The 23,263-nt window shown below is 54.4% G+C and carries 17 protein-coding genes and 1 pseudogene; 5 read left to right on the forward strand and 13 right to left on the reverse strand.

Going from position 1 to position 23,263, the window contains the following annotated elements; genetic code table 11:
- Positions 1 to 269: 269 nt before the first annotated feature.
- Both ABHF33_RS07795 and ychF read right to left on the reverse strand, forming a co-directional pair.
- On the reverse strand, positions 270 to 2,570 hold the full coding sequence (locus tag ABHF33_RS07795) for a hypothetical protein (RefSeq protein WP_348946431.1): 2,301 nt from the start codon (positions 2,568 to 2,570) through the stop codon (positions 270 to 272).
- Between the two features lie 1,552 nt (positions 2,571 to 4,122).
- On the reverse strand, positions 4,123 to 5,214 hold the full coding sequence (gene ychF, locus ABHF33_RS07800; protein ID WP_348946432.1) for a redox-regulated ATPase YchF: 1,092 nt from the start codon (positions 5,212 to 5,214) through the stop codon (positions 4,123 to 4,125).
- Between the two features lie 166 nt (positions 5,215 to 5,380).
- Here ychF and ABHF33_RS07805 point away from each other — a divergent pair, with 166 nt between their 5' ends.
- The gene (locus ABHF33_RS07805; protein WP_348946433.1) at positions 5,381 to 5,734 is read left to right on the forward strand and encodes a hypothetical protein; all 354 of its coding nucleotides are present in this window, start codon (positions 5,381 to 5,383) and stop codon (positions 5,732 to 5,734) included.
- Positions 5,735 to 5,794: 60 nt separating this feature from the next.
- On the opposite strand, the gene ABHF33_RS07810 is transcribed toward ABHF33_RS07805, so the two are convergent.
- Positions 5,795 to 6,406, reverse strand: a complete 612-nt coding sequence (locus tag ABHF33_RS07810; protein ID WP_348946434.1) for a YecA family protein — start codon at positions 6,404 to 6,406, stop codon at positions 5,795 to 5,797.
- Between the two features lie 215 nt (positions 6,407 to 6,621).
- Between ABHF33_RS07810 and aas the strand changes: the two genes are divergently transcribed.
- Positions 6,622 to 8,775, forward strand: a complete 2,154-nt coding sequence (gene aas / locus ABHF33_RS07815; RefSeq protein ID WP_348946435.1) for a bifunctional acyl-ACP--phospholipid O-acyltransferase/long-chain-fatty-acid--ACP ligase — start codon at positions 6,622 to 6,624, stop codon at positions 8,773 to 8,775.
- A 63-nt stretch (positions 8,776 to 8,838) separates the two neighbouring features.
- On the opposite strand, the gene ABHF33_RS07820 is transcribed toward aas, so the two are convergent.
- The 3 genes from ABHF33_RS07820 to ABHF33_RS07830 form a co-directional block, all read right to left on the reverse strand.
- Positions 8,839 to 10,170: a DUF4397 domain-containing protein gene (locus ABHF33_RS07820; protein WP_348946436.1), complete on the reverse strand. Its 1,332-nt coding sequence runs from the start codon at positions 10,168 to 10,170 to the stop codon at positions 8,839 to 8,841.
- A gap of 360 nt (positions 10,171 to 10,530) precedes the next feature.
- A complete protein-coding gene (locus tag ABHF33_RS07825; RefSeq protein WP_348946437.1) occupies positions 10,531 to 13,017 on the reverse strand; it encodes a carbohydrate-binding protein in 2,487 nt (828 codons plus the stop codon).
- Positions 13,018 to 13,399: 382 nt separating this feature from the next.
- Positions 13,400 to 13,570, reverse strand: coding sequence for a hypothetical protein (locus ABHF33_RS07830; RefSeq protein WP_157314951.1), 171 nt, complete (start codon positions 13,568 to 13,570; stop codon positions 13,400 to 13,402).
- A 222-nt stretch (positions 13,571 to 13,792) separates the two neighbouring features.
- On the opposite strand from ABHF33_RS07830, the gene ABHF33_RS07835 reads away from it, so the two are divergent.
- Positions 13,793 to 14,902, forward strand: a complete 1,110-nt coding sequence (locus ABHF33_RS07835; protein ID WP_348946438.1) for a DUF1513 domain-containing protein — start codon at positions 13,793 to 13,795, stop codon at positions 14,900 to 14,902.
- A 106-nt stretch (positions 14,903 to 15,008) separates the two neighbouring features.
- On the opposite strand, the gene ABHF33_RS07840 is transcribed toward ABHF33_RS07835, so the two are convergent.
- The 4 genes from ABHF33_RS07840 to ABHF33_RS07855 all read right to left on the reverse strand — a co-directional run bounded on the left by ABHF33_RS07840 (position 15,009) and on the right by ABHF33_RS07855 (position 19,523).
- Positions 15,009 to 15,542, reverse strand: a complete 534-nt coding sequence (locus tag ABHF33_RS07840) for a M15 family metallopeptidase (RefSeq protein ID WP_348946439.1) — start codon at positions 15,540 to 15,542, stop codon at positions 15,009 to 15,011.
- Positions 15,542 to 16,171 (reverse strand): glycine-rich domain-containing protein, encoded by a 630-nt coding sequence (locus tag ABHF33_RS07845; RefSeq protein WP_348946440.1) that lies wholly within the window; start codon positions 16,169 to 16,171, stop codon positions 15,542 to 15,544. The genes ABHF33_RS07840 and ABHF33_RS07845 overlap by 1 nt, the downstream gene beginning before the upstream one ends.
- Positions 16,172 to 18,547: a DNA topoisomerase IV subunit A gene (gene parC, locus ABHF33_RS07850; protein WP_348946441.1), complete on the reverse strand. Its 2,376-nt coding sequence runs from the start codon at positions 18,545 to 18,547 to the stop codon at positions 16,172 to 16,174.
- Between the two features lie 130 nt (positions 18,548 to 18,677).
- Positions 18,678 to 19,523: a transporter substrate-binding domain-containing protein gene (locus ABHF33_RS07855; protein ID WP_348946442.1), complete on the reverse strand. Its 846-nt coding sequence runs from the start codon at positions 19,521 to 19,523 to the stop codon at positions 18,678 to 18,680.
- A gap of 690 nt (positions 19,524 to 20,213) precedes the next feature.
- Here ABHF33_RS07855 and ABHF33_RS16995 point away from each other — a divergent pair.
- Positions 20,214 to 20,507, forward strand: a pseudogene (locus ABHF33_RS16995) (methyl-accepting chemotaxis protein); the annotation flags it as partial.
- A 51-nt stretch (positions 20,508 to 20,558) separates the two neighbouring features.
- Entirely contained in the window at positions 20,559 to 20,909 is a 351-nt protein-coding gene (locus tag ABHF33_RS17000) for a CZB domain-containing protein (protein ID WP_432803976.1), read from the forward strand.
- Between the two features lie 74 nt (positions 20,910 to 20,983).
- On the opposite strand, the gene ABHF33_RS07865 is transcribed toward ABHF33_RS17000, so the two are convergent.
- The 3 genes from ABHF33_RS07865 to grxD form a co-directional block, all read right to left on the reverse strand.
- On the reverse strand, positions 20,984 to 21,190 hold the full coding sequence (locus ABHF33_RS07865; protein ID WP_348946444.1) for a tautomerase family protein: 207 nt from the start codon (positions 21,188 to 21,190) through the stop codon (positions 20,984 to 20,986).
- Between the two features lie 119 nt (positions 21,191 to 21,309).
- On the reverse strand, positions 21,310 to 22,674 hold the full coding sequence (gene glmU, locus ABHF33_RS07870; RefSeq protein ID WP_348946445.1) for a bifunctional UDP-N-acetylglucosamine diphosphorylase/glucosamine-1-phosphate N-acetyltransferase GlmU: 1,365 nt from the start codon (positions 22,672 to 22,674) through the stop codon (positions 21,310 to 21,312).
- Positions 22,675 to 22,886: 212 nt separating this feature from the next.
- The gene (gene grxD, locus ABHF33_RS07875; protein ID WP_157314946.1) at positions 22,887 to 23,204 is read right to left on the reverse strand and encodes a Grx4 family monothiol glutaredoxin; all 318 of its coding nucleotides are present in this window, start codon (positions 23,202 to 23,204) and stop codon (positions 22,887 to 22,889) included.
- Positions 23,205 to 23,263 lie beyond the last annotated feature (59 nt).

Here is a 23,263-nt window from a genome sequence, read left to right on the forward strand (position 1 = left end):
ACTGTTTGATACTCTGCATGCACCGATCAGATAAAGACACAAAACCGTAGATGATGCCTTTTGATCTCGATTCAGTCCAGTATTAGGGGTCAGCTAAGTACACACCGACAGCTCTTTATTAAATTGCAGGCCTAGCAACATCCAGAACAACAATCTCTACCCTGCCATTATGCGCGGCCTTACTGCGCTGAATCAGCACGTCCCTTAACTGTTCAGGTGTTTGCGGTTGAGTAAATCCTCTGCCCGCAGATTTCAATTGTTTGCCCGGCTTAACTTGTTCGCCAAACCAGAGAACCAGATAGATACCCCGATCTCCAGCACGCCAGTCGGGCGTATACAAACCATCGAGCTGCAGATCGTACCGCTGCCCATAAATCCCGATGCCATTGCCCCTTGATTTCGATGGGAAGCCGCCAATTACCAGACGAGCAGGTGATATCGACTTCCTTGTCATCGGCGACGTGAGTTTCTGGTTCAAGTTCGACGAGTTGCTGACCTTGCCGCAGCAGGCCCAGCAAATGATCGCGGCAGCGTTCTTCATCAAAAGGTACGCCTTGATCATCATAAAAACCGCGCCATGAGTCCACATCGTCGCTGCGGATTTTTTTGGCCACTAACTTAAGCTCTTCAAGCATGAAGGTTTGTAAATCCGCTTCCGAGTTGGGGCGGCCATCAGCCAGGATGCTGCTCAGTTCCGGTAAGGTTAGAGTCGCGTGTTCTGCATCGGCAATTGCCCGTATTTGCTCAGAAAGCGCACGTCGTATGGATTCCGAATAGCCATCCTCTGCTTCGTCGCGTAATCGCAATAACGCCGTCCTCGCCGCATCACTGGTATCGGCGCCCAGCAGAAAAATAAGCTCTTGCAGGTATTTGCTGGCATCCCGAGGGTGGCTTCGCCCGACCCAATCACCTTTGGGAAATTCAGCGCAAAAACTCCATAGCTTGCGGAAATTGCGCACTATCCACTCAGCGATTACAGGCATTAGTGTTGTATCTTCGTGACTTTGCCAGAAATTGCGGCTCGTATATTCTTCCAAAACCCAGATCAGACTGGGGTCAGGCGGAGCCGCAGCAAATTGCGTCGAAAATGTCTCGAAATCGAGCAACAAACCGAGGACCGTCCATAGATGACGCTGTTCGACATTGGTGCTCTCTTTACGTGTTCGGGCAAGCTTGAGCAAATCTGTGTAACGGGTGGCTTGCCAGAGCAAATTGACCAATCTCTCCTCAGCTGCCCACGGCAGGCCGTCAAATCGATGTAACCACTCAACAGCCAGATCATGCCCGTAAGTAGACGACTTTCTCGACCCCTCCAGCCAGCAGACATGCTCACGTCTTGCAACCAGCTGGGGCTCATGGAATAGCCGCATTGTCTGTTCCCAACTACCACGGGCTTGCAATTCTGTGCTCAAGGCGACCATCAAGTCATGCCTAATAGACTCGTCCGAAAAATGACGGAAAGCGAGTACGAATAACCCCGCCATCAGACGCTCATCACGCAGATCGGCAAAGCCCGTTCCATTTCTTAGACGCTCCGCTAAGGCGGTAACAATGATATAACCGGCATCCCATGATTTATGCTGGGCGAGGCTATCTGCAATATCGGTAGCGGTTGGGTGTGGCGGTATTGCAGTCAGGTAGGCTTCGAAGCCATGGAATGCCGCTACACTGATTTCTTTACTTAACCAAGCTGTTATACGTTGATGAGGTACTTCTTCTTTATGGTCATAAATCAGCCCGAGATAACACCGAGCCGGGTCAATAATGCAGTTATATTTTCCGATACGAACGCCATCCAGATTATCCCGATAGCTTTGACGGATCGTTTCTAACTTGGCCTGCTCTTTGGCTTTCCGTTTAAGCTGTTCTTTCCTTTCGCGCAATTCCCATTCGGGTGGTGTCCCCCATTGCGCTAGGTGCTTTTCGCCATCAGTGCTGCGCATAGCAAAAGGTCGCGCGGCAGCCCGTACCGCGTCGCTATCTGCTTGATCATGGCGGGCGATGTACAGCAGGTCGCGCCAACGCTCGTCAGCGTAGTCAGCAGGATTTAACTCGACGAAAAGTTCGATGACTCGGGCATTGTCTGGATACAGGTCGGCGACCAAAGCATGCAAAGTCCGAGCTCGAAAACGAAGATTGTCGTCTCCAACGGCTTCGAACAAGACAAAGTGCTGTAGCTCTCGGCACAGTTCTGGCTTTTGCAGCAAACAGGCAGCCAAGTCTTTTCGACGCTCACGTGTGCCACCATAACGATGCGCAAGTGGCTCAAGCCAACTCCACAAGCGCGGCACTTCGATTTGTTCTTGCTGAGACAGGCGGCGGGTGACTAGGCTGGCTAGCAAATCAATCAATTCGCACTCGCGCAACCAGTCGCTTTCTTTTTGATCACCGGCTAATTTGGCAAGAAGGTCGAGAACACCCCCAAGACGAACATCAGGAATGTATGTCTCTAGCCCGTATAAAACCCCAACCGTCCTGCTGTTACTGATGCCATGCGTGAATGCCAGCTCGGCAATTTGTTGATCACTAAAAGACTCGAAACCAACCAATCGGAGCAGGTTAATAGCCAACCGTAGCGAGTCTTCATTTCTACTTGCCCGGGTCTGATCAACAACAGACGACCAATCCTGCTGCTGCGAGGCAACAACAAGCGCTTCAGTACCGCGTGGATGCGACAGGCATAGCAATCCATCTCATCCAGTACAAGTGCCAGCAATGACTTGCTCAACTCATCAGCAAGCTGGCGCCCCTTGATTGATTTCAATAGCAGCATACGCACGCCAAATGGTGTTTCGAGCGAGAAGATCAGGCGATTAACATCTTCGCGCAGTTCTGGCCGCACCAATGCAGGTATGCCCGGCTCATCCCACAAACGCGATTCGGGCTGTTCTGCCGCCATTTTTTCCAAGGCATGAAGCAAGCATCGGGCTTGCGACAAGCTCAAATTGTCGGCGCTGCCATAGGTGATCAGTCCCAGTGGGTCGATCTCAATCACACGGCTTGCCAAGGTTGGATCATAGGCAAGCCAGGCATGCAGTCCGCGCAGGCTGGAAGGGACAACGCCATGCGAGCGCAGCCGTGCCAGCAGGCGGCGGCGTTTGCGTTCGGTATCGGCCAAGCCTGCCAGATAACGCGCTGCCAGAAACTCGGCGATGCTGCGATGGCAATATGCAAAACGATCCGAACTCAAGGCGATAAAGAGGCGCGAGCCAAGCACGGCATTGAGGTGATCTCCGCAGGGCAGGCCTGTCGCCTCTACGGCAGCCAGATCACCTGCAGCCAGTGCTGTTTTGGTTTGGCGGCTAAGCGCACTACTGCCGGTCAAAATCAGTGCGGCACAGGCCGCACCAGCGGCACTCAATGCGGCATCTGATTCGAGCGCGGGAGTTTGTGCTTCCTTTAGCTCATTGAATTCAACCACCAGAACATGGATTGCGCGCTCGAACAATTCACTGCGGCTAGTTGGCAGTACCCCTTGTCGGGCGACACTCGCGATCATGTCCAGCGTCTGCGGATTACGCAGCAGCTCCTCCAAGCCTCGCTCGGCAAAGTGCGTAATGACCTCATGCGGGTTCGCAATTTCCTTCTGAGAGAGAAAGTGCAGAACATCCTCGTCATCAAACGGTAGCAGCTGCAATTCAACCGGAGCGGCCTGATACTGTTCCGTAATGGCGACTTTGCCGGTTGCGCCTCGCCAGTCGGCCACCCGGCACGACAAGACAAATCGTGGATAGCCCAGCTCGCCCAATTTTTGCAGCACCGAGTCAAGAACGGTGCCAACCCTGCTTTCACTGACCTCGTCGAGTGCGTCGATCAACAGAACATCACTCTGGTCTGACAGCTTGAATGTTGAAGGTTTGATTAGCAGGGCGCGAGCGGTGAGGCGTGTACAGCCCCATTGCTGCTCAAGCCATTTCAGCAACGTCGTTTTGCCCATCCCTGCGTCGCCGAGAATCAGTAGCGGCTCTGGCAAAGCTGATAATTCATCCTGCGCGAGGATGACGTCCTCTTTCTCAACTTGGCGTTTGAAACGGCGCGGAATCAGTATTTGGCTCATATGCACTTGATGGCTGGTAGCAAAAAGCCGCGACTGGCGCGGCTTTGGAATGGAGCAACTTAGGCTTAGACGTTGAACAAGAAATTCAAGACGTCGCCGTCTTTTACGACGTATTCCTTGCCCTCGGCGCGCATTTTGCCGGCTTCTTTGGCGCCTTGTTCACCCTTGTACTGGATGAAATCGTCAAACGCGATGGTTTGCGCGCGGATAAAGCCGCGTTCGAAGTCAGTGTGGATCACGCCGGCGGCTTGCGGTGCGGTATCGCCTTTGTGGATCGTCCACGCGCGTACTTCTTTGACGCCAGCGGTGAAGTAGGTTTGCAGGCCCAGCAAATCGTAGCCAGCGCGGATCAGGCGATCCAGACCTGGCTCTTCCTGACCAATCGATTCCAGAAACTCGGCTTTGTCAGCGTCGTCCAACTCGGCGATTTCCGATTCAATCGCAGCACACACCGCAACGACTGGCGCGCCTTCGGCATTGGCGTGGGCGGTCACTTTATCGAGCAGCGGGTTGTTGTCAAAGCCGTCTTCAGCAACGTTGGCAACGTACATCGCCGGTTTGATCGTCAGCAGGCAGAGCGATTTGATCGCCAGTTTTTCTTCGTCAGACAGGCCAGCCGAACGCGCTGGTTTGCCTTCGTTCAGATGCGGCAGCAGTTTTTCCAGTACGGCCACTGTGGCCAACGCGTCTTTATCGCCCGAACGCGCTTTCTTGCCGTCGCGCTGGATGGCTTTTTCTACGGTAGTCATATCTGCCAAAGCCAGCTCGGTGCCGATGACGATAATGTCGTCAATCGGGTCTACGCGGCCCGCAACGTGAATGATGTTGTCGTTCTCAAAACAGCGAACCACATTCACAATTGCGTCGGTTTCGCGGATATTGGCCAGAAACTGATTACCCAAGCCTTCGCCTTTGGATGCGCCAGCAACGAGGCCAGCAATATCGACAAACTCGACAATCGCAGGCTGGATTTTTTGCGGATTGATAATCGCTGCCAGCTGGGCAAGGCGCTGATCGGGTACTTCAACGATGCCGACATTTGGCTCGATGGTACAAAACGGATAGTTGGACGCTTCGATACCGGCTTTGGTCAAAGCGTTAAACAGCGTGGATTTACCCACATTCGGCAAGCCGACGATGCCACACTTGAGGCTCATAAATATCCTTGCACGGCGAAGCGTCGCCGTTAGTCAAAATCAAAACGCCATTTTACCCGATCAAAGCGCCGCGCGCAGGCCTAGGTGTTTTTCTGCCGGTGATCCGCAGTGGCTGGCCGAATCTATGCGACGATATGGGCCCCAAGGATTTTCCGGCACCACATTCATGAATCAGAGCATTCGCCTGCAGCTGCCGTCATCTGGCGATGATCAGGCCGAGCAGGTCAATCAGACGTATATCGCTAGCCAGCTCGAAATACTGCGCGCCGCGATGGATTTGGACGTCAGCGATTATGACGAGCTGGCGCAACTTGACGAGATCATCATCACCGCCATCACGCTCGATCAGCAAGCGGTAAAAATTGATTACCAGCTGCGCTTTTCGGCTTTTTATGGCTGCCAGGATATTGATTATCACGGTAGCTGCCAGCGTGTTCTGCGCGGCCGCCGCGAGGGTAATTGCCTGCTGTTCACGCCCTATACCGCACCCGACAGTGCTGATGGTGCCGACGCACTGTAAACGAAAAAATGGCCATGAATCGCTTCATGGCCATCGGCTTGGTGCACATATCATTGCCGATCAATGCAGGCGGTGCTTGCTGCCTTCGCTGATTTGACGGTTGCGGAAAAAGTCGCGGATTTCGAGCACCATTTCTGGCAGCTGCTCGGCGATTTCATTATCGTGCTGAACCAGATTAATGCCCTCGCGCTCCATATCGGCGCGCATTTCATCGTCCGAGCCGCTCATGATCGCCATGAACATAAACTGGCCTTCTTCTTCATCGAGCAGCGGCTGCCATTCTTCTTCGGCCAAGCCAGCGCCAAAACAGAAGCCCAGGCTCCACTCTTCGATGCTGGAATGCTCTTCGGTTTCGTCTTCCCAGTACAGCAAAGGCTCGTAGACTGGCGGGTCTTGCGCCAGCTCATCAGCGATCTGGTTGTAGAGGCGCATCACCAGATCAATCATTGCATCGGCTTCAGGCAGCGCAAAAATCACGGCTTCGGGCTTGTCCCAGATCTGCCCCATCCATTCGGTCGGCATCACTTGCGCCGGGCCGACCAGAATCGCGGTGAGGTAACCATGCAACATGGACAGGGACATTGCGTCCTTACCGACGGCATCCGAGTATAAAAACTGATCGAGCTGATCGAGTTCCTCATCGCTTAGCGCTTGATCCAGCATTTTTGCCATGATGTATTCACCTGAAGGTCATATTGATTGAGACTTGCACAGCAATACCCATATTAGGTATTGGTCGCAGCTTTTCTTAGTGCTCATTATACCCAAGCCATTGAAGCACCTAGGGTCTATTACCGGCTTTTTTGTCGCCAAACAGTGAAAAGGCACAATTGCAAAAGTATTTATTGCTAAGATATGACGTCAAATTGACGGCCACAGTAGATACCATGCTCAAAGCCCTGTTCCGCACCACCATGAAAACCCTGTTCCGCGTGCTGTACCGCCTGACGATCAAGGGCGATTTCAGCGTCTTTCACAACCCGCGCACGCTGATTGTGGCCAACCATGAATCATTCCTCGATGGCATTTTTCTGGCCGCGCATTTGCCGATTGATGCCACTTTTGTCGTGCATACCAAGGTGGCTGAAAACTGGTTCTTCCGGCTGTTTCTGAGCCTGACCGACTTTCTGGCAGTTGACCCGACCAATCCGCTGGCCATCAAGGCCGTGGTGCGCTTGCTTGAAGCGGGCAAACCGGTGGTGATTTTCCCCGAAGGGCGCATCACCACCACCGGCTCGCTGATGAAAGTCTACGATGGCGCGGCCTTTGCGGCGGCGCGCACGGGCGCAACGATTGTGCCAGTGCGAATCTCTGGCGCTTCGCGCACCTTCTTTAGCCGCCTGGGCGGCATTTACCCGCGCACGCTGTTTCCGAAAATCAGTCTGCAAGTGCTGGGCCGCCGCAGTATTGCGATGCCCGATTTGCCATCGGCCAAAGAGCGCCGCCGCAAAGCGGGCCAGCTGATGCGCGATATTTTGCTGGAAATGCTGGTCGCCACTCGCCCCGAACGCACTCTATATCGCGCCTATCTGGATGCGCAGATTGCCTTTGGCAGCGCGTTTAGCGTGGTGGAAGATATTTCGCAAAACGAAGAAAGCTATGGCAGCCTGACCAAGAAAATCCTTGGCCTGTCGCGCATTGTGGATAAAATCTCGCGCCCGCAGGAAGCCGTTGGCGTGCTGTTGCCCAATACCACGCCGACGCTGGCTTTGTTCTTTGCACTCAGCGCAAGGGCACGTATACCCGCAATGCTCAATTACAGCGCGGGTCGCGAAGGTATACTGGCGGCATGTATTGCGGCGAATATCAAAACCATTGTCACTTCGCGCACCTTTATCGCCAAAGGTAAGCTCGAAGGCTTGATCGACAATTTGCCGAATATTCAGGTGTTGTATCTGGAAGATTTGCGTCCACTGATTGGCTTGGGCGACAAACTATTAGTTTTGCTCGGGCTGCTACGCCCGAGTAGCTTTGCCAGCAAACAATCGCCCGACGATGCGGCGGTGATCCTATTTACCTCGGGCTCGGAAGGCAAGCCCAAAGGCGTGGTGCACAGCCACAATTCGATTTTGGCTAATGTGGCGCAAATCCGCGCGCTGGCCGACTTTACGCCGCGCGATAAATTTATGGTCGCGCTGCCGCTATTTCACAGCTTTGGCCTGACTGCTTGTGCGATTTTGCCGCTGGTCACCGGTGTGCCGGTATTTCTCTACCCCACGCCGCTACACTACCGCATCATCCCCGAGATTGTTTACGATCGCGGCTGCTCGGTGCTGTTTGGCACCAGCACCTTCCTTGGCAATTACGCCAAATACGCCCACCCCTACGATTTCGGCCGCCTGCGCTATGTGGTGGCTGGCGCGGAAAAACTCAGCGAAGTGGTGCGCAGAACCTATATCGAGAAATTTGGCATCCGCATTCTGGAAGGTTACGGCGTTACCGAATGTGCCCCCGTGGTGGCAGTGAATGTACCAATGGCCAGCAGGCTGGGTACTGTCGGCCAGCTCACGCCGGGCATGCGCCACAAGCTGATACCCATCCCAGGTGTACCCGAAGGCGGCCAGCTTTTAGTTAGTGGCCCGAACGTGATGAAAGGCTATTTGCGCTATGAAAACCCGGGGCAACTTGAAACGCTGCCATTCGAAGATGGAATTGCTTGGTATGACACCGGCGATATTGTGAAGCTGGATATCGATGGCTTTATCACGATTCAAGGCCGTGCCAAACGCTTTGCCAAAATTGCCGGTGAAATGATTTCGCTGGAAGTCGTCGAAGCCATTGCCCGCAAAGCCTCGCCCGACTTTATGCATTCAGCCAGCTCCCGCCCGGATGAAGCCAAGGGCGAAGCGATTGTACTGTTCACCACACAAACTGACTTAAGCCGCGATCACTTATTGGCTGCAGCACGCGAGATCGGCGCACCCGAGCTGGCGGTGCCGCGTGAGATTCGCGTCGTGGAGGCAATTCCGCTGCTAGGCACCGGCAAAACCGATTATGTGACGCTGAAAAAATGGGCAGCCGATGTTGTAGCGGCTGTATAAATTTTTTTCAGTCTAAAAAACAAAAGCCGCTGATGCGGCTTTTGTTTTATTCATGAGTCGATCTTAATTGTCGTTCAATACCGTCAGAGTAAAGTCTTTACTACTATCGCCAGTACCATTTGGCAGCAGACCACGCGCAACAACCGTGTAGATTTTTCCGGCGCTAGTACTTACTGCGGGTGAAGTAAATGCAGGAGCCGAAGTCGCTGCAGCACCAGCAACACGCAGTTTAAATACATAATTGCCTGCTGGTACTTTCAAATAGGCACCTGCAGCCGGGAAGGACACATTACTCATCACCAAAGCATCATTGGCATACACATCCACCGCAGGCGCATTCGGTGAGGCATGGACAACACGTACCTTGATCTGGCCAGCGGGTGGTAAGCTGGCATCATCTTTGGCGACCAGATATTGCAAAGCAGGGTTGCCAGCCAGCAGTCCCACAGCAAACACCGTGTAGTTATTGGCTTTATCCAGCGCTAAATCTGCGGTCAGTGCCTGAGTAGCAGTACCCGCCGCATTGAGTGCCACGGTGTATTTCTTGGCTTCAACCGTCAGATAATTGGATGCTGTAAAGAATGGCACATTGCTTAGAATGGCGCTGCCGTTGGCCAACACATCAACGGCTGGCGCATTCGGTGAGGCATGAACAACCCGCAGTTTTGCATTCACGTCATTCACTTCGCTCACATTTGCAGAGCTTCCACGGTTGATAAGCAACACGCTGATTGGCGAGCTGCCATTAGCTTGTGGCACTGCCACCGCAAGCAGATCGGCACCTGCTGGCACTGGTAATGTGCCGGAATCAAACACGACAGTTTTGCTGCCTGCAGGCGTCACGCGCACGCGATAATCGGCTGCGGGTACTTCAAGCCCGCCGGAAAAGGCTTTGAATGCCACATTGCTTAGTGTGGCTGTGGTGTTGCCCAGATCAGCGCCCGGTGCTGTCACATAGACATCGACAGCAGGTGCTGTGGCTGCAGCATGCACAACTCGAAGACGGGCTTGACCAGCGGCAGGTTTAGCAGTGCTCTCGGTAATGACCAGAGGTTCGATTTTGGCTACTTCATTCACGGCAATGACGGTTGTTAAGGTGTCTTTCGCCAATTTAAGCGTTGCACTGATCACACCGGCATCACTACCAGCGGGCGTTACTTTAACGGGCAGGTCACCAGCATTCACTGTGAGCAAACCGCTAGCGGCTTTATACGGCACATTACTTAATGCTTTTGCCCCTGCGGCATAGACATCAACATTTGGCGCATCAGGCGATGCGTGAATCACGCGCAGCTGCGCTTGATCAGGAACAGGCACAGGATCACTCCCGCCACCACAGGCCACCAGGCCAGCGCTTGCAGCTACGACAAGCAACCATTTACTGAGTTTGATCATGATTATTCTCCGGCTGAGTAAGGAAATACCGTCACTTTCTAAACTGCACTGATGAATCAAAGCTACCGAAAAGTAAATATAGTACTTTTTAGTAAAAAAGAAAACCAATCGGTAGTTTTTTGTTCGATTGAGTACGCCGGCAATTTATAGCACAGCAAAAGTCAGCCCGTTTGGGAGTCGATCAGTGGAGAGACAAGCAGACTATGCACTATCGTTTTTGCGGACAAAGCCGGGCAACAGCATGCGCTGTGGGGCTCTGCACGCAGAAAAACACAATGGCGGGCACAATACCCGCCATTGTGAAGCGCAAAGATATATTCAATATCCGGGCACTATTGATTGCCGCAAAATTTAATCAGCTTACCGTGGCAGCAGATAAGCCGGTGGAGGGCTTTCTTTGGCGACTTCGGCTGGCTGCTCGATCAGCTGGCGCTGTGGTCGTGAATTGCTGCTTTCATCCTGCGCGCTGCGCATTACGCTATAGCCCACATTGGCAAAGGCCAGCTGGATCTGCGCCCAGTCGTTGTAGTCGTTGATCTGGGTTTGCAGCTGGCCATCGCCATTGCTGTCATAGCTCACAGCAGCGCTATCCTGGCTGAAGTTGGCATTCCAGTCGGCATACGCGCCGCCGCTGCTGCCCCGGCCCAGCATCTGGCTTTCGCTTAGCGCGGTTTCATTCAGCGGCGTGCTGCTACCGTCGGAATAATCGATCACAAAGCGGTTGCCGCAAGGGCCATCGAGCAGATCGCACACATTGTAGCTATTGGGTGCGCGCCCCGGCGTGGCTTTGCCTTGATGATTCAGACGGAAATACACGCGCTCGCTGGTGCTGCTGCCGCTCGGATCGCTCGGTACGCCGTCGAGCTGGTAGGCGTAATTCATCACGCTCAGATAATTGAGCTTGTTGTTCAGCCCCTCATTGCCGCCGTGGCTCAGCCCCAGATTGTGCCCCAGCTCGTGCATGATGGTGCCAGCCTGGAAGTTGATCAGCCGATACAGATTTTCTGCGCTGCTGCTCGTTAGCCCCCAGAAGCCCAGCGTGACCAGCAGATCGTTGCCATTGACTTCGGCCAGCCCCGACGAGCCGCCGTAGCCATTGGTGTTTTGCGTGCTGCCCATCAGCATGTAGTGAAAAATCAGGCGGCGGCGCACGTCCATGCTGTCGTTTTTGTAGGCCATCACGTCGGCACAATCGGTATTGCGATACAGCGTGACGCAGCGGGCAAACGGAACTTCCTTGCCATTGCCCAGATTGAAATCAGCCGGGCTAAAGCTGGCGCTATACAGCTGGCCGGTGTCGATCAGCAGATCGATCCCGCGGCGGGCAAACGCGGCCTGGACCATCTGCAGCGCTTCTTTACGCGGCGTCAGGCCTTCGTCGGTGCCCGGCGTCATCCAGTCCACATGCAGCAGAATGGTCGGCCGCCCAGCACGGGCACCCATGGCGTACAGATCGAGTCCGGCGTAAGTGCCGCCCGGCCGTTTGGCGCTGCTGGGAATGCCATCGCGATCTTCATCGCTGGCATTGCTATCCACATCATTGCGCCCGGCTGGCGTGCCAAATGGCACCAGTCGCCAATCACTGGCAGTATTGCTGTCCAGGCTATGTGTGTAATAGCGTACCAGCGAATACCCCCCATTGTCGCTGATCGACGCCACATTGCTGCCCTGCCAGTGGCTGGCGCTCAGCGGGTTGATGCTATTGGCGCCAAAGCGGACAAAATCAATGGTCTGATTATTGCGAACCAGCTCAATTGAGCCATCGGTATTGCTCCAGACCGGGTAATCCTGATAGCTGCCGATGTACTGCGACTGGCTGGTTTTTTTCGGCGTGAAATTGTCGGTATTGCCCACTATCACCAGATAGGATTTGGCCGCAATCGAGCCGCTCAGCGGCCAGGTTTTCACCCAGCCACCGGGCTTGCCCAGCGTGCGCAGGCTAACGTCGTTCAGCGAAATGGCGCGCTCGGTCGGGTTGTAAATTTCAAACCAGCTGCCGCTGCCGTACTGGTCGGCGGCCACTTCATTGATCAGTAGATCATTTGGCGTATTACCTGCTGGCGGGGTCGGCGTTACTGCCGGAGTCGGGCTCGGTGCCGGTGTGGTCGGTGCGGGTGTCGTTGGCACCGGTGTAGTTGATGCTGGCGTTGGCGAGGTTTGCGCTGTACTTGTGGGGGTATTGCTCGGCGTAGCCACAGGCGAAGCGGCGCATTGCTCCAGCTTTTGCCACGGCTTGCCCTCCCCGTGCTCGGTGTCGGGCGAATTGCTTTGCGTCCACCATTTGGCCTGATAATTCACGCCCTGATAGCTCACTGTTTGCTTGGCCAGATAGGCCGTCTGGCTGCGCCACTCCGGCTGGCAGCCATTGGATGAATTGGGCGTCGGGCTCGCCGTCACAACAGGGCTGGGAGATGAGCTAGGCCGTGGCGTTGGGCTGGCCGAGGGAGCTGGTGAAGCCGATGGTGTCGGCTTGGGTGATGCGGACGGCGATGGGATCGGCGACGCCGCAGGAGATATTGTTGGTGAAGTACTGGGGAAAGGCGTTGGACTTAGGGGTATTGCAGTTGGTGTAATACTAGGTGTGGCTTTTGGCGTGATACTTGGCGTAGGTATATTTGCCTCGCATGCGCCGATCAGCTGCCACACTTGACCTGTGCTGGCGTTCTGGCTGGGGTTTTCGCCCAGCGTCCACCATTTGGCCCGGTATTCATAACCCTGATGGCTGGCAGCATGCCCAGCCAGATACGTTGTTCCTGCCTGCCAGCTGGCCGGGCAAACCGCCGCAGCGGCGGGCAAAGCACTGGCGGCCATCAGCAGCGCCAGATAGTGAGGTGCAATGATCTTCATAAACCCTTCCCTAGAGTTATTTACCGAAACTGACTTTTGTTGTCATTTTTATTCCGGCATTGTCCAAGGTCTGGGGCGCGTACTCAAATTTAACTTACTACCACCCATTAAAATTGAAAGTTAAAATTAAATATATTTGAAATAAATGTAAATAACCCAGCAGAAACAGCCACTTGAGCGCAGTTCCCGCCCGCTTAAGGCCAAGATTTTCCGTCATCGCAGCGCGTAGGCTGGTCAAATCTGTGCGATGTGACGGCAGGATAAAAATGGGATTACACGCCCGTTAAACTTATTAAATCGCTATAAATCAGTAGCTTGGCAGATAAAATAGCAGGGTGAGCCACGGCCAGCGTGTAGCCGCAGAAAGCAGGCTTACAGAAAACTACTTGGGTTTGCTATGGCAAATCAGCTGCTGGCGCAGATTTTCGATCGTAGACAGGCGGATTGCCCGGGCAATCTCCACCTCGCCCTGCTGACAAATCTGATAAAGCCCGTAGCGCAGCGTTTGTGGGCGCTGGGTGGTGGTCCAGATGGGGTGAATGGCGTAGCGCATGATATCGGTCTCCAGCACACGCTTGGCACAGCGTGTAAAACCAATATCGTTATGCCTAGGCAAAAATGAAGTACCGTTAATCCCCTACTGGCAACCCTTGCTCGGCTGCGCATTGAGTTGACCCAGATCAAGCCGGAGCAATTGATTCATATCGCCACCCTTATTTTAAATGATAATTATTCTCTTTTTTCATAGAGAACAACCTTGAATCGACGTGAATTAATGGCAGCCATGTTGGCCTTGGGTACACTGCCCATCTGGCCAGCCAGAGCACTGGCCGCGGACAAAACCCCACGCTGGACGCGCATCGCCGCAGCCTGGAGAGACCCCAAAGAAAGCGACCCGTATTTTGCCGGGATTCTGCTGGCCGACTGGCAAACAAAATCATTGAGCATCGACAGCGCCGTAAAGCTACCGACGCGTCCACACGGTATTTGCATCGAACCTGACGGCCATTTGCTAATCGTTGGCGTACGCCCCGGTACATGGCTAATGCGCTGCGATGCGCAAGGCAATGTAGTTGGGCAGCACAGTATGCAGGCCGAAAACACAAGGCTAAACGGACATGCCCTGCTGAGCGCAGACGGCAGCAAGGTGTTCACCAGCGAAACCGAGCTGGAGACAGGGCGTGGCGTGATCGGTGTTCGCGAGCGTGATACCCTGAAAAAAATCGCCAGCTGGGATAGCTGGGGTATCGACCCGCACCAGCTGGCGTTTGACGCGCAAGGGCGTCTGATGATTGCCAATGGTGGCGTGCCCAGAGATGCGCGGGATGCCAAATATGATCTGCACCGGATGGATTCAACCCTGGTAAGGCTGGATGCCAGCAGCGGCCAGAAGCTGGGACTCTGGCGGCTACCCGATCCGCGCCTGAGCATGCGACATCTGGCATTGGCTCAGCGCCCCGATGGCAGCGAACTACTTGGGCTGGCGCTGCAAGCCGAGCATGGCAGCGAGGCGGCACGGGCTGCAGCACCGGTTTTTGCTTTACTGGCCAATGATCAGCTGCAGATTCCCAGCACGGACAATGATGGTATAGGGCTCAGCGGCGACATCGTGCCAGCGCTACAAGGCGGATTTGTTTTGTCGTGCAGCAAAGCGAATCAGGCTCTGCTTTGGCAAGCTGCAGCAGCCAAGAAGCTGAGCAAAGCGATTGAATTCAAAGAAACCTATGCACTGGCCGCTTGGCCAGGGCCTGACCGGGGTAATGGTGTATTGGCCGCGACCGCCTATGGCCTAGTGCGTTGGCACCCCAGCGCACCAGGCCAGTTTCTGGCATGGCCCAAACCGATGGCGCTGGATAATCACTGGGTAGTGCACAGCGAGGGATAGAGACGTGACTGATGGTACAGTGTGTGTTCGACAGCTCAGCAATACGATAAGGGTATTGCCATGCAGCAATTGCCAATATTGGCTTAGCGATATATACCCAATCAAATCAATTTGATTGATAGCACCAGTGCCACGGCTCGTAGACGTAGCCGTAGGCGTTATTGCGTGGGAAGGAGAGTGTAAAGCCAAAGGTGGCGGCGTGCTGGCTGAGCCAGGCATAGGCGCTGGTGGTTTCAAAGGCTTCTTCAACGACAGGGCCGCCAGGCTGGTAGATATCGACGGCGCGGCCAGTGTGATGCTCGCTGCAGCCGGGGGGCGCGAGCACTTGAAGGATGTCGGCGATCTGCTGGCCCAGATCGAGCTTGCGCTGGATCAGCTCGACTTGACGGCTGCTGGCACGATAGGCCGAGGCGATTTTCAGCGTGATCCCGTCGGCGTCTGCAGCGGCCTGCATGCGCAGCCAGGCGTCTGCGGCCTCTGGTGTCAGCTGCCAAACTCGGCCGTCAAAGGTGGTTTCTACATCAACCAGCTCGGTGGCTTCGGCAAACACGCACAGCGATTTCTGCTGCAAGACTTCGGGCGCAATGCCAAGCTGTTGCCAGCTGCTTTGCAAGTGGGCGGGTAATTTCATCTGTTGCATCAGTCTCCTCCGCCGCCACAACTGCTGGAGCAGCCTGAATCGCCGCTGTCGGAGTCATTGTCATCGCTGCGGTCTGTGCTGCTGCAGCCGGACGATGAGCAGCTGCTGGTGGATTGCGCTGCTGCGGCCAATTGGGCGCCCGAGTAATGCTGGCCACCGGGAATGGCCAGCGCGGCATCAATGGCGAAAATCAGTGGCAAGGTCGCCAGCGCCGGGTTGAGCCCTTCATCACGGCAGGCGCGCACCCAGGTGCGTTGCAAATCAGCATGGCCCTGCGCGCCCGTTGCCGGGGTGTGATGCAGAAAGCGGCCGAGGGCTTTTTTGCAAAATTCCTCGTAGACGGCGGTGTGCAAAATGAATTCGTGCCAGTATTCATCGACAATGAGCGATGGCATGGCCAGCGCAGCTTTGCTTTTGGCGTGCAGGCGGAAGTATTGCCGCATGGCGTTTTCAACCTGCTGCCATTGCGCGTCGTTTAGCTCGGGGTATTTCAGCGCCAGACGCCGCCGGATGCCGCTGGGGAAGCGGTAATGATTCAGGTAATAAAACTGCTCTTGCTGCCGACGGCGCTTCAGATAGTGATAAATGACGACGCCGACCAAAATCAGCAGCAAGAATTTAAACAGCATTTAAAACCCCGGAAATTTAAACCCTGCGTTAATCGGCTTGCCTTTGCGCGCGCGTTTGCCGATGTACGGCGCCATTTCATTGGCGTCCAGATTCATTTCTTTTGGCACGCCGCCGCGACCTGTGCCGGTCAATTTCAACGATTTGCCATCGCAAACGGTAATCGCCGCCAGCTCGTCCTTATCGTCCAGCGCCATCGTAATCACGCCGCGACCACCGCCAGCCAGTTGCTTGAATTCGCTGTAGGCAAACAGATGCAGCTTACCGGCTTTGGACAAACACGCCACGATCGCGTCGGCGCTTGGGCTAAAGCTGGTGACGCGCAGCAGCGTTTCATTGCCTTCCAGCGTGATAAAGCTCTTGCCGGCTTTCTGGCGGCTGATCAGATTATCGGCCTGACATGCAAAACCGTAACCCGATGAGTTGGCGATCACCAGCCATTCACCCAGTTTGGCGACGATCATTTGCGTAATGCGCGTTTTGGCGACCAGATCAACCAGCGTTGTCACCGGCACGCCATCGCCACGCCCACCCGGTACGACGGATGCTTGGATGGTGTACACGCGGCCATCGCTGCCAAAGAGTGCCAGCTGATCAACCGTGCGGCATTCAATCGCCGCCAATTGGCTATCGCCGTCTTTAAACGTCAGATTTTGCAGATCAAGGCCATGGCCTTGGCGCGAACGCAACCAGCCTTTTTCCGACAGGATAATCGTGCACGGCTCATCGACGACGGCTACTTCGACTGAAGCGCGTTCAGCCTGCTCGATCAGCGTGCGGCGCGGGTCGGCGTATTTTTTCTTATCCGCTTCGATTTCCTTGATGATTTGGCGCTGCATTGCCTGCGGGTTGGTCAGCAGGTTTTCCAGCTCGGCTTTTTCATTGCGCAAGTTAGTCAGTTCTTGCTCAATCTTGATGCCTTCGAGCCGTGCCAATTGGCGCAGACGGATTTCCAGAATATCTTCAGCTTGACGCTCGGACAGCGCAAAGGCCGCCATCAGATCGGCTTTCGGATCATCGGCATTGCGGATAATGCGGATCACTTCGTCGATATTGAGCAAGACCAGCAAGCGGCCTTCCAGAATATGGATGCGATCATTCACCTGACCTAGGCGATGCGTGACGCGGCGCGTGACGGTGACAAAACGGAAGTCGATCCACTCGGCGATGATGTCACGCAGCGTTTTCTGCCCCGGGCGACCATCGCGACCAATCGTCACCATATTGATCGACAGGCTGGTTTCCAGGCTGGTGTGCGCCATCAGCAAATTCATCAGCTCATCGGGATTCTGCCGCGATGATTTGGGCTCGAATACCAGACGCACATCACAATCACGGCCTGATTCATCGCGTACGCGATCGAGCACGCTCAGGATCAACTGCTTGGTCTGGATTTGTTCTTGCGAAAGCGCTTTTTTGCCTTTTTTGACCTTCGGATTGGTCAGATCTTCGATTTCTTCGAGGATTTTCTGGCTCGAAGCACCGTGTGGCAACTCGTTAATAATCAGTTGCCATTGGCCGCGCGCGAGGTCTTCTTTTTCCCAACGCGCACGTACTTTCAGGCTACCGCGGCCATTTTCATACGCTGCGGTAATATCGCGCGGAGAGGAAATAATCTGGCCGCCACCGGGCAAATCCGGGCCCTGGATATAGGCCATTAATTCGGCGGTAGTGAGCTTGGGGTTGCGAATCAAGGCCACGCTGGCGTCGGCCACTTCGCCCAGATTGTGCGACGGCATTTCGGTCGCCATCCCGACGGCAATACCGGAAGCGCCATTGAGCAGCAGCATTGGCAAGCGCGCGGGCAGCAACACCGGCTCTTTAAAAGCGCCGTCGTAGTTTGGAATAAAGTCGGTCGTGCCTTGATCAAGCTCGCCGAGCAGCAAGTCGGCAACGGGCGTTAAACGCGCCTCGGTGTAACGATAAGCTGCAGCGCCATCACCGTCACGCGAGCCAAAGTTGCCGTGGCCGTCGATCAAGGGATAGCGTAGCGAAAAATCCTGCGCAATGCGCACCAAAGCGTCGTACGCCGATTGGTCGCCGTGCGGGTGATATTTACCCAAGACATCGCCGACAATCCGCGCCGACTTCATTGGTTTGGCGGTGGCGGTGAGCCCCAGCTCGTGCATCGCGTACAAAATGCGGCGCTGGACTGGCTTCTGGCCGTCTTCCACTTGCGGTAAAGCGCGGCTTTTGACGACGCTCATCGCGTATTCGAGATAGCTTTTTTCGGCGTATAGCCCGAGCTGCACCGATTCGCCATCGTCTGGCGTGGCGGAGACCTGCGCTTCGATAAAGCGGCCGCCCTGCCCGCCCGAGCTGGCGGCATGGGCTGATTCGATGGTTTCTTCTGCTACTGGCGCGATCGGTTCCGACATGGTTTCCGTGACTACTGATTTAAATGTGCGGCTATTTTAGCGGGTAAACGGCTACTTTATCCAAGTACAAAAATCTAAGGCCTGCTTCACGTGAAACAGGCCTTGAGTTTGATGCTGCTGCTTTGGCGTTTTATAGCACGCGCAAGGTGAAGTATTTATAGCCCAGCTGCTGATGTTGCCCGCTTTCAATGATTTTGCGCAAAGCCATATTAAACTGGTCGCGCAGCTCGCCGTCTTCCTTGCGCAGCGCAATGGCCTCGCCGCGGCCTAGCCATTTGGGCGAATCAATGCGATTACCGACCATTTCAAAGCGATCCTGATTGCTGGCCGATTTCAGAAAATTGCCCAGCACCGCGCTATCGTCAAACACCAGCTTGATCTCGCCTTTTTCCAGCGCGCTCATCATCTCATCGGCGCTGGCAAAGCGTTTAATCATCACCTTGCTTTGGTCCATTTCATTGCTGATGTAATCATCAAACGTCGTTTTGGCCACCACGCCGATGCTTTCGCCGCGAATGCGCTCGGCGGTAATCACCGGCCAGATGATTTTGGATTTTTTGCTCGCCACATAGGTGCCCGGCACGCGCGAATACACATCGGTAAATTGCACCAGCTGTTCGCGCTCTTCGGTAATCGACAACGACGCCACAATGGCGTCGGCTTTATGCTCGTTCAGCGAGGGAATCAGCTGGTCAAAATCAAAGCGCGTGAATTCGCAGCGCACCTTCATCTCCGTGCACAGCGCATTGGCCAGATCAACATTAAAACCAGTGAGCTGCTGATTGGCATCCAGATATTCAAATGGCGGATATTTGCCTTCCAGCGCAATGCGCAGGGTTTTCTGCTCGCCGGCTGCAGAGGCTGCTACAGGGGTATTGCTCTCTAGCGCCTTTCCAGACTGGGCTTTACCAAGATACTGCCATGCAGTAAGTGCGCCACCTGCAATAACAATGGCCGCGATCAGCATTTTTTTCATCGTTGATCAATACAAAGCTTACAAAAAAAACGATGCTACGCGAAGTCGTAAGGAATGATATTAGGGTTTTCGCCAAGCAGTGATTTGGCAAGTGTTTGAATTTGAAAGATAAATTCTGCTGCACAGGATCATGGCACGCCGGGCTGTGGGCTGGGTCACAGCTGGGCGGGGATATAGGCTCCGGGCAGCGCTATGCGCCGTATCGTCTGCATTTTGCACCGATTGCATCCGAGTCAGGGCGTTGCCGCAGCTTGTTGACTATACTGGGCAAATTATCAAGTTGCGCAGGGGACTGAGATGTTTTTTGGTCAAAAAAAGCTGATTGCCAGTTTGTACGAAAGAGTGGCCAATCTGGAACAAGAAAATCAGAAGCTGAAAAAAGAAAACAGCAAATTGCTCAAAGACCAGGACTTTATCAGCAGCCTGCAAAATCAGGATAATGGCGAGGGCAAGTACTATATTTCGATGTTTGAATCGCTGGCGCAATTTGGCGTATCGCTCGATGCTTCATCGCATTCGCTGGGCAGAATGAATGAAAAAATGAAGGAAGAGCAGCGCTGCGCAGTCGCGCTCAGCCGGGTGGCCAGCGACAATACGCAAGCGATTGCGACCATTTCCGACAGCCTGACCCAGCTCTCGAGTACCGCCGCCCAATCTGTCACCGAGGTGGACAAACTGGATCAGCAATCAGACCAAATCAGTGGCATTGTGCAGCTGATCAAGGAAATTGCCGATCAGACCAATCTGCTGGCCTTGAACGCCGCAATTGAAGCCGCCCGTGCCGGTGAGCAAGGCCGTGGCTTTGCGGTGGTGGCCGATGAAGTACGCAAGCTGGCCGAGCGCACCGGCAATGCCACCAAAGACATTACCAAGCTGGTTGGCGAAATCCGCCAGGAAACCCAGTCGGTCAAACAAACCATGAACACCATGGCCGAGCAAACCGCACAATACAGCGATATGGGCCGCAACGCCGCCAGCGATATGGAGCTGCTGATTACCGTATCGGGCGAAATGGAAGAAATGGTCAACCAAAATATGCTGGCCAGCTTTGTCGAAGTGGCCAAGCTGGACCACCTGCTATTTAAGTTCCGCGTTTATCAAAGCGTATCAGGCGCGCCCAGCGGCGGCGGCCTGCATATCACGAACGACCCGCATCAATGCCGCTTTGGGCACTGGTATTACAACGGCGAAGGCCAAGCCCTGCTGGGCAAAAACCCCGCCTACCGCGAAATGGAAGCGCCACACGGCGAAGTCCATCACAACGGCACCGCCGCCATTTCTGCCTGGCAGGCCGGCAAAAAAGAGCAGGTACTCAGCGCATTGCAACAGATGGAGCAAAGCAGCACCCGCCTTGGCGGCATACTGGATCGCATTGCTGGCATTTAATCACCTGAATCAGCCGACCCCGACTCGGTCGGGGTTGGTGTACATCGCCGCTTGAGTGAACTGTGGGCGCGCCGTCACTTTTTTGACTGCACAGCCTTCCAGTCGTCCGTGAGCATGCCTGAGTAACCCCAATCCTCGTCTGCAATTTCTTGAATGACAATATGGGTGTGCTCAGGCTTTTTGCCGAGAACTCGAACGAGTGAGTCCGTAATGTCCTTAACGATCTCGGCCTTCTGCTGCCGTGTTGCACCTTTGGTGATCTGAACGTTTACGTACGGCATAGGATAGTCCAAAAAAGGGATTGAGAGGCTGCTTGACGAGCGGAGCCTAACAGGAAATAGCCAGCGATTGCGCGATAGGCCAGCCTCTCTTGCCAAGTAGCACACCAGCACCAATTACTTTACTTTTTAGTTGGCCGTTGCCACCCGGTAATGGTGATTTGCTTGGCTCTGGCTACCGTCAGCTCACCAGCTGGCGCATTCTTGCTAATGACCGAACCTGCCCCGGTAGTAGCACCCGCACCTATCGTCACCGGAGCAACCAGTACATTATTCGAGCCGATGCGCACATTGTCTTCAATAATGGTGCGGAATTTATTCACGCCATCATAGTTGGCCGTAATTGTGCCTGCACCTACATTGACACCCGTACCTATTGTTGTATCGCCAATATACGTTAGATGGTTTACCTTGCTACCTTGGCCAATGATTGATTTTTTAACCTCAACAAAATTGCCAATATGAACGTCAGCAGCCAGCTCGGCACCCGGACGCAGGCGAGCGTACGGGCCTATCAGGCTACCTGCGCCTACGACAGCATCTTCCAGGTGGCAAAAAGGATGAATCACCGCCCCATCGGCAATCGTCACATTTTTCAGATAGCAATGCGCACCTATGCTGACATTCTGACCGAGCACAATCCGGCCTTCAAACACGCAATTCACATCGATTGTCACATCCTGACCATGTTCAATCGTGCCGCGAACGTCAATCCGCGCTGGGTCGGCCAGACCGACTCCGGCGGTCAGTAGCGCCTTGGCAATCCCCTGCTGATGAATTCGCTCCAGAGCAGCCAACTGCAATTTATTATTGATCCCCTCCGCCTCCCAGTGGTCTTGCGGATGCACAGTGGCAATCTCGACGCCATCACGCACCGCTAGGGCAATCAGATCAGTAGCGTAGTATTCGCCTTGCGCATTGTCGTTTTTCAACTCGGACAACCAGCCTTTCAGTCTGGCGGTGGGCAACACCAGAATACCGGTATTCATTTCACGGATTGCCGCTTCTTCGGCGCTGCAATCTTTCTGTTCGACAATATGGGTCACCTGACCATCTGCATTGCGAACAATCCGGCCATAGCCGGTAGCATCGTCCAGAATATCGGTCAGAATCCCCAATTTCCCACCGGCACAGGCGGTCAGTAATTTCTCCAAAGTCGCTTGGCGGGTTAAGGGCACATCGCCATACAGCATCAGTGTGGTGTCGCCTTCAAGCTGCGGCACAGCCTGCGCCAGCGCATGACCAGTCCCCAGCTGTTCGGCCTGCAAGGCAAAACCAAGCTGCTGCCCTGCCAGAGCCTGCTGCAGTTTTTCACCCCCAAAACCATACACAACCACCAGCTTTGCCGGTTTCAGACCCCGCGCAGTATCAATCACATGCTGTACCAGTGGCTTGCCTGCCAACTGATGCAATACCTTGGGCAGGCTTGAATACATCCGCGTGCCTTTACCAGCCGCGAGGATAACAACATCCAGTACAGTGCTCATTTGCTTATTCCGTGCAATAGTCATATCCGCGCTATTCTAGCTGCTACTGTGCTGCTACGCAGCGGTGAAATGACCCTAGGGTCTATTGAGGTTTTTTCAGCGCTGCAAGGATGTGAGGAATGCTGGTTTCAAACAGCGCCAAGAAAATTGCAGAAAAAAACGCCGCTGGTCCAAACCTAGCGGCGTTTTTTAATTGGGGCGATGAAAACGAATTATTCGGCTTTCAGATCGGCAACCATTTCAGCCAGTTCACCGCTAGCGTACAGCTCTTTCATAATGTCGCTGCCGCCAACAAATTCGCCCTTGATGTAGAGCTGTGGAATCGTTGGCCAGTTGGCGAATTCTTTGATGCCCTGGCGGATTTCCGGGTCGGCCAATACGTTCACCGCAGCGAAATTCACGCCGAGGTTTTTCAGGATTTGCACCGCGCCGGCCGAAAAGCCGCATTGCGGGAAAGTTGGAGTGCCTTTCATATACAAAATCACTGGGTTTTCAGTAACTTGCTGGCGGATGGTGTCTTGAGTGCTCATGATTTTGGCTCTTCGTGGTTGGGCTAGCGGAGCGAATGAAAACAACATGCTCGCAAAGC

The organism is Chitinibacter sp. FCG-7 (genome assembly GCF_040047665.1).
Taxonomy (GTDB): Bacteria; Pseudomonadota; Gammaproteobacteria; order Burkholderiales; family Chitinibacteraceae; genus Chitinibacter; species Chitinibacter mangrovi.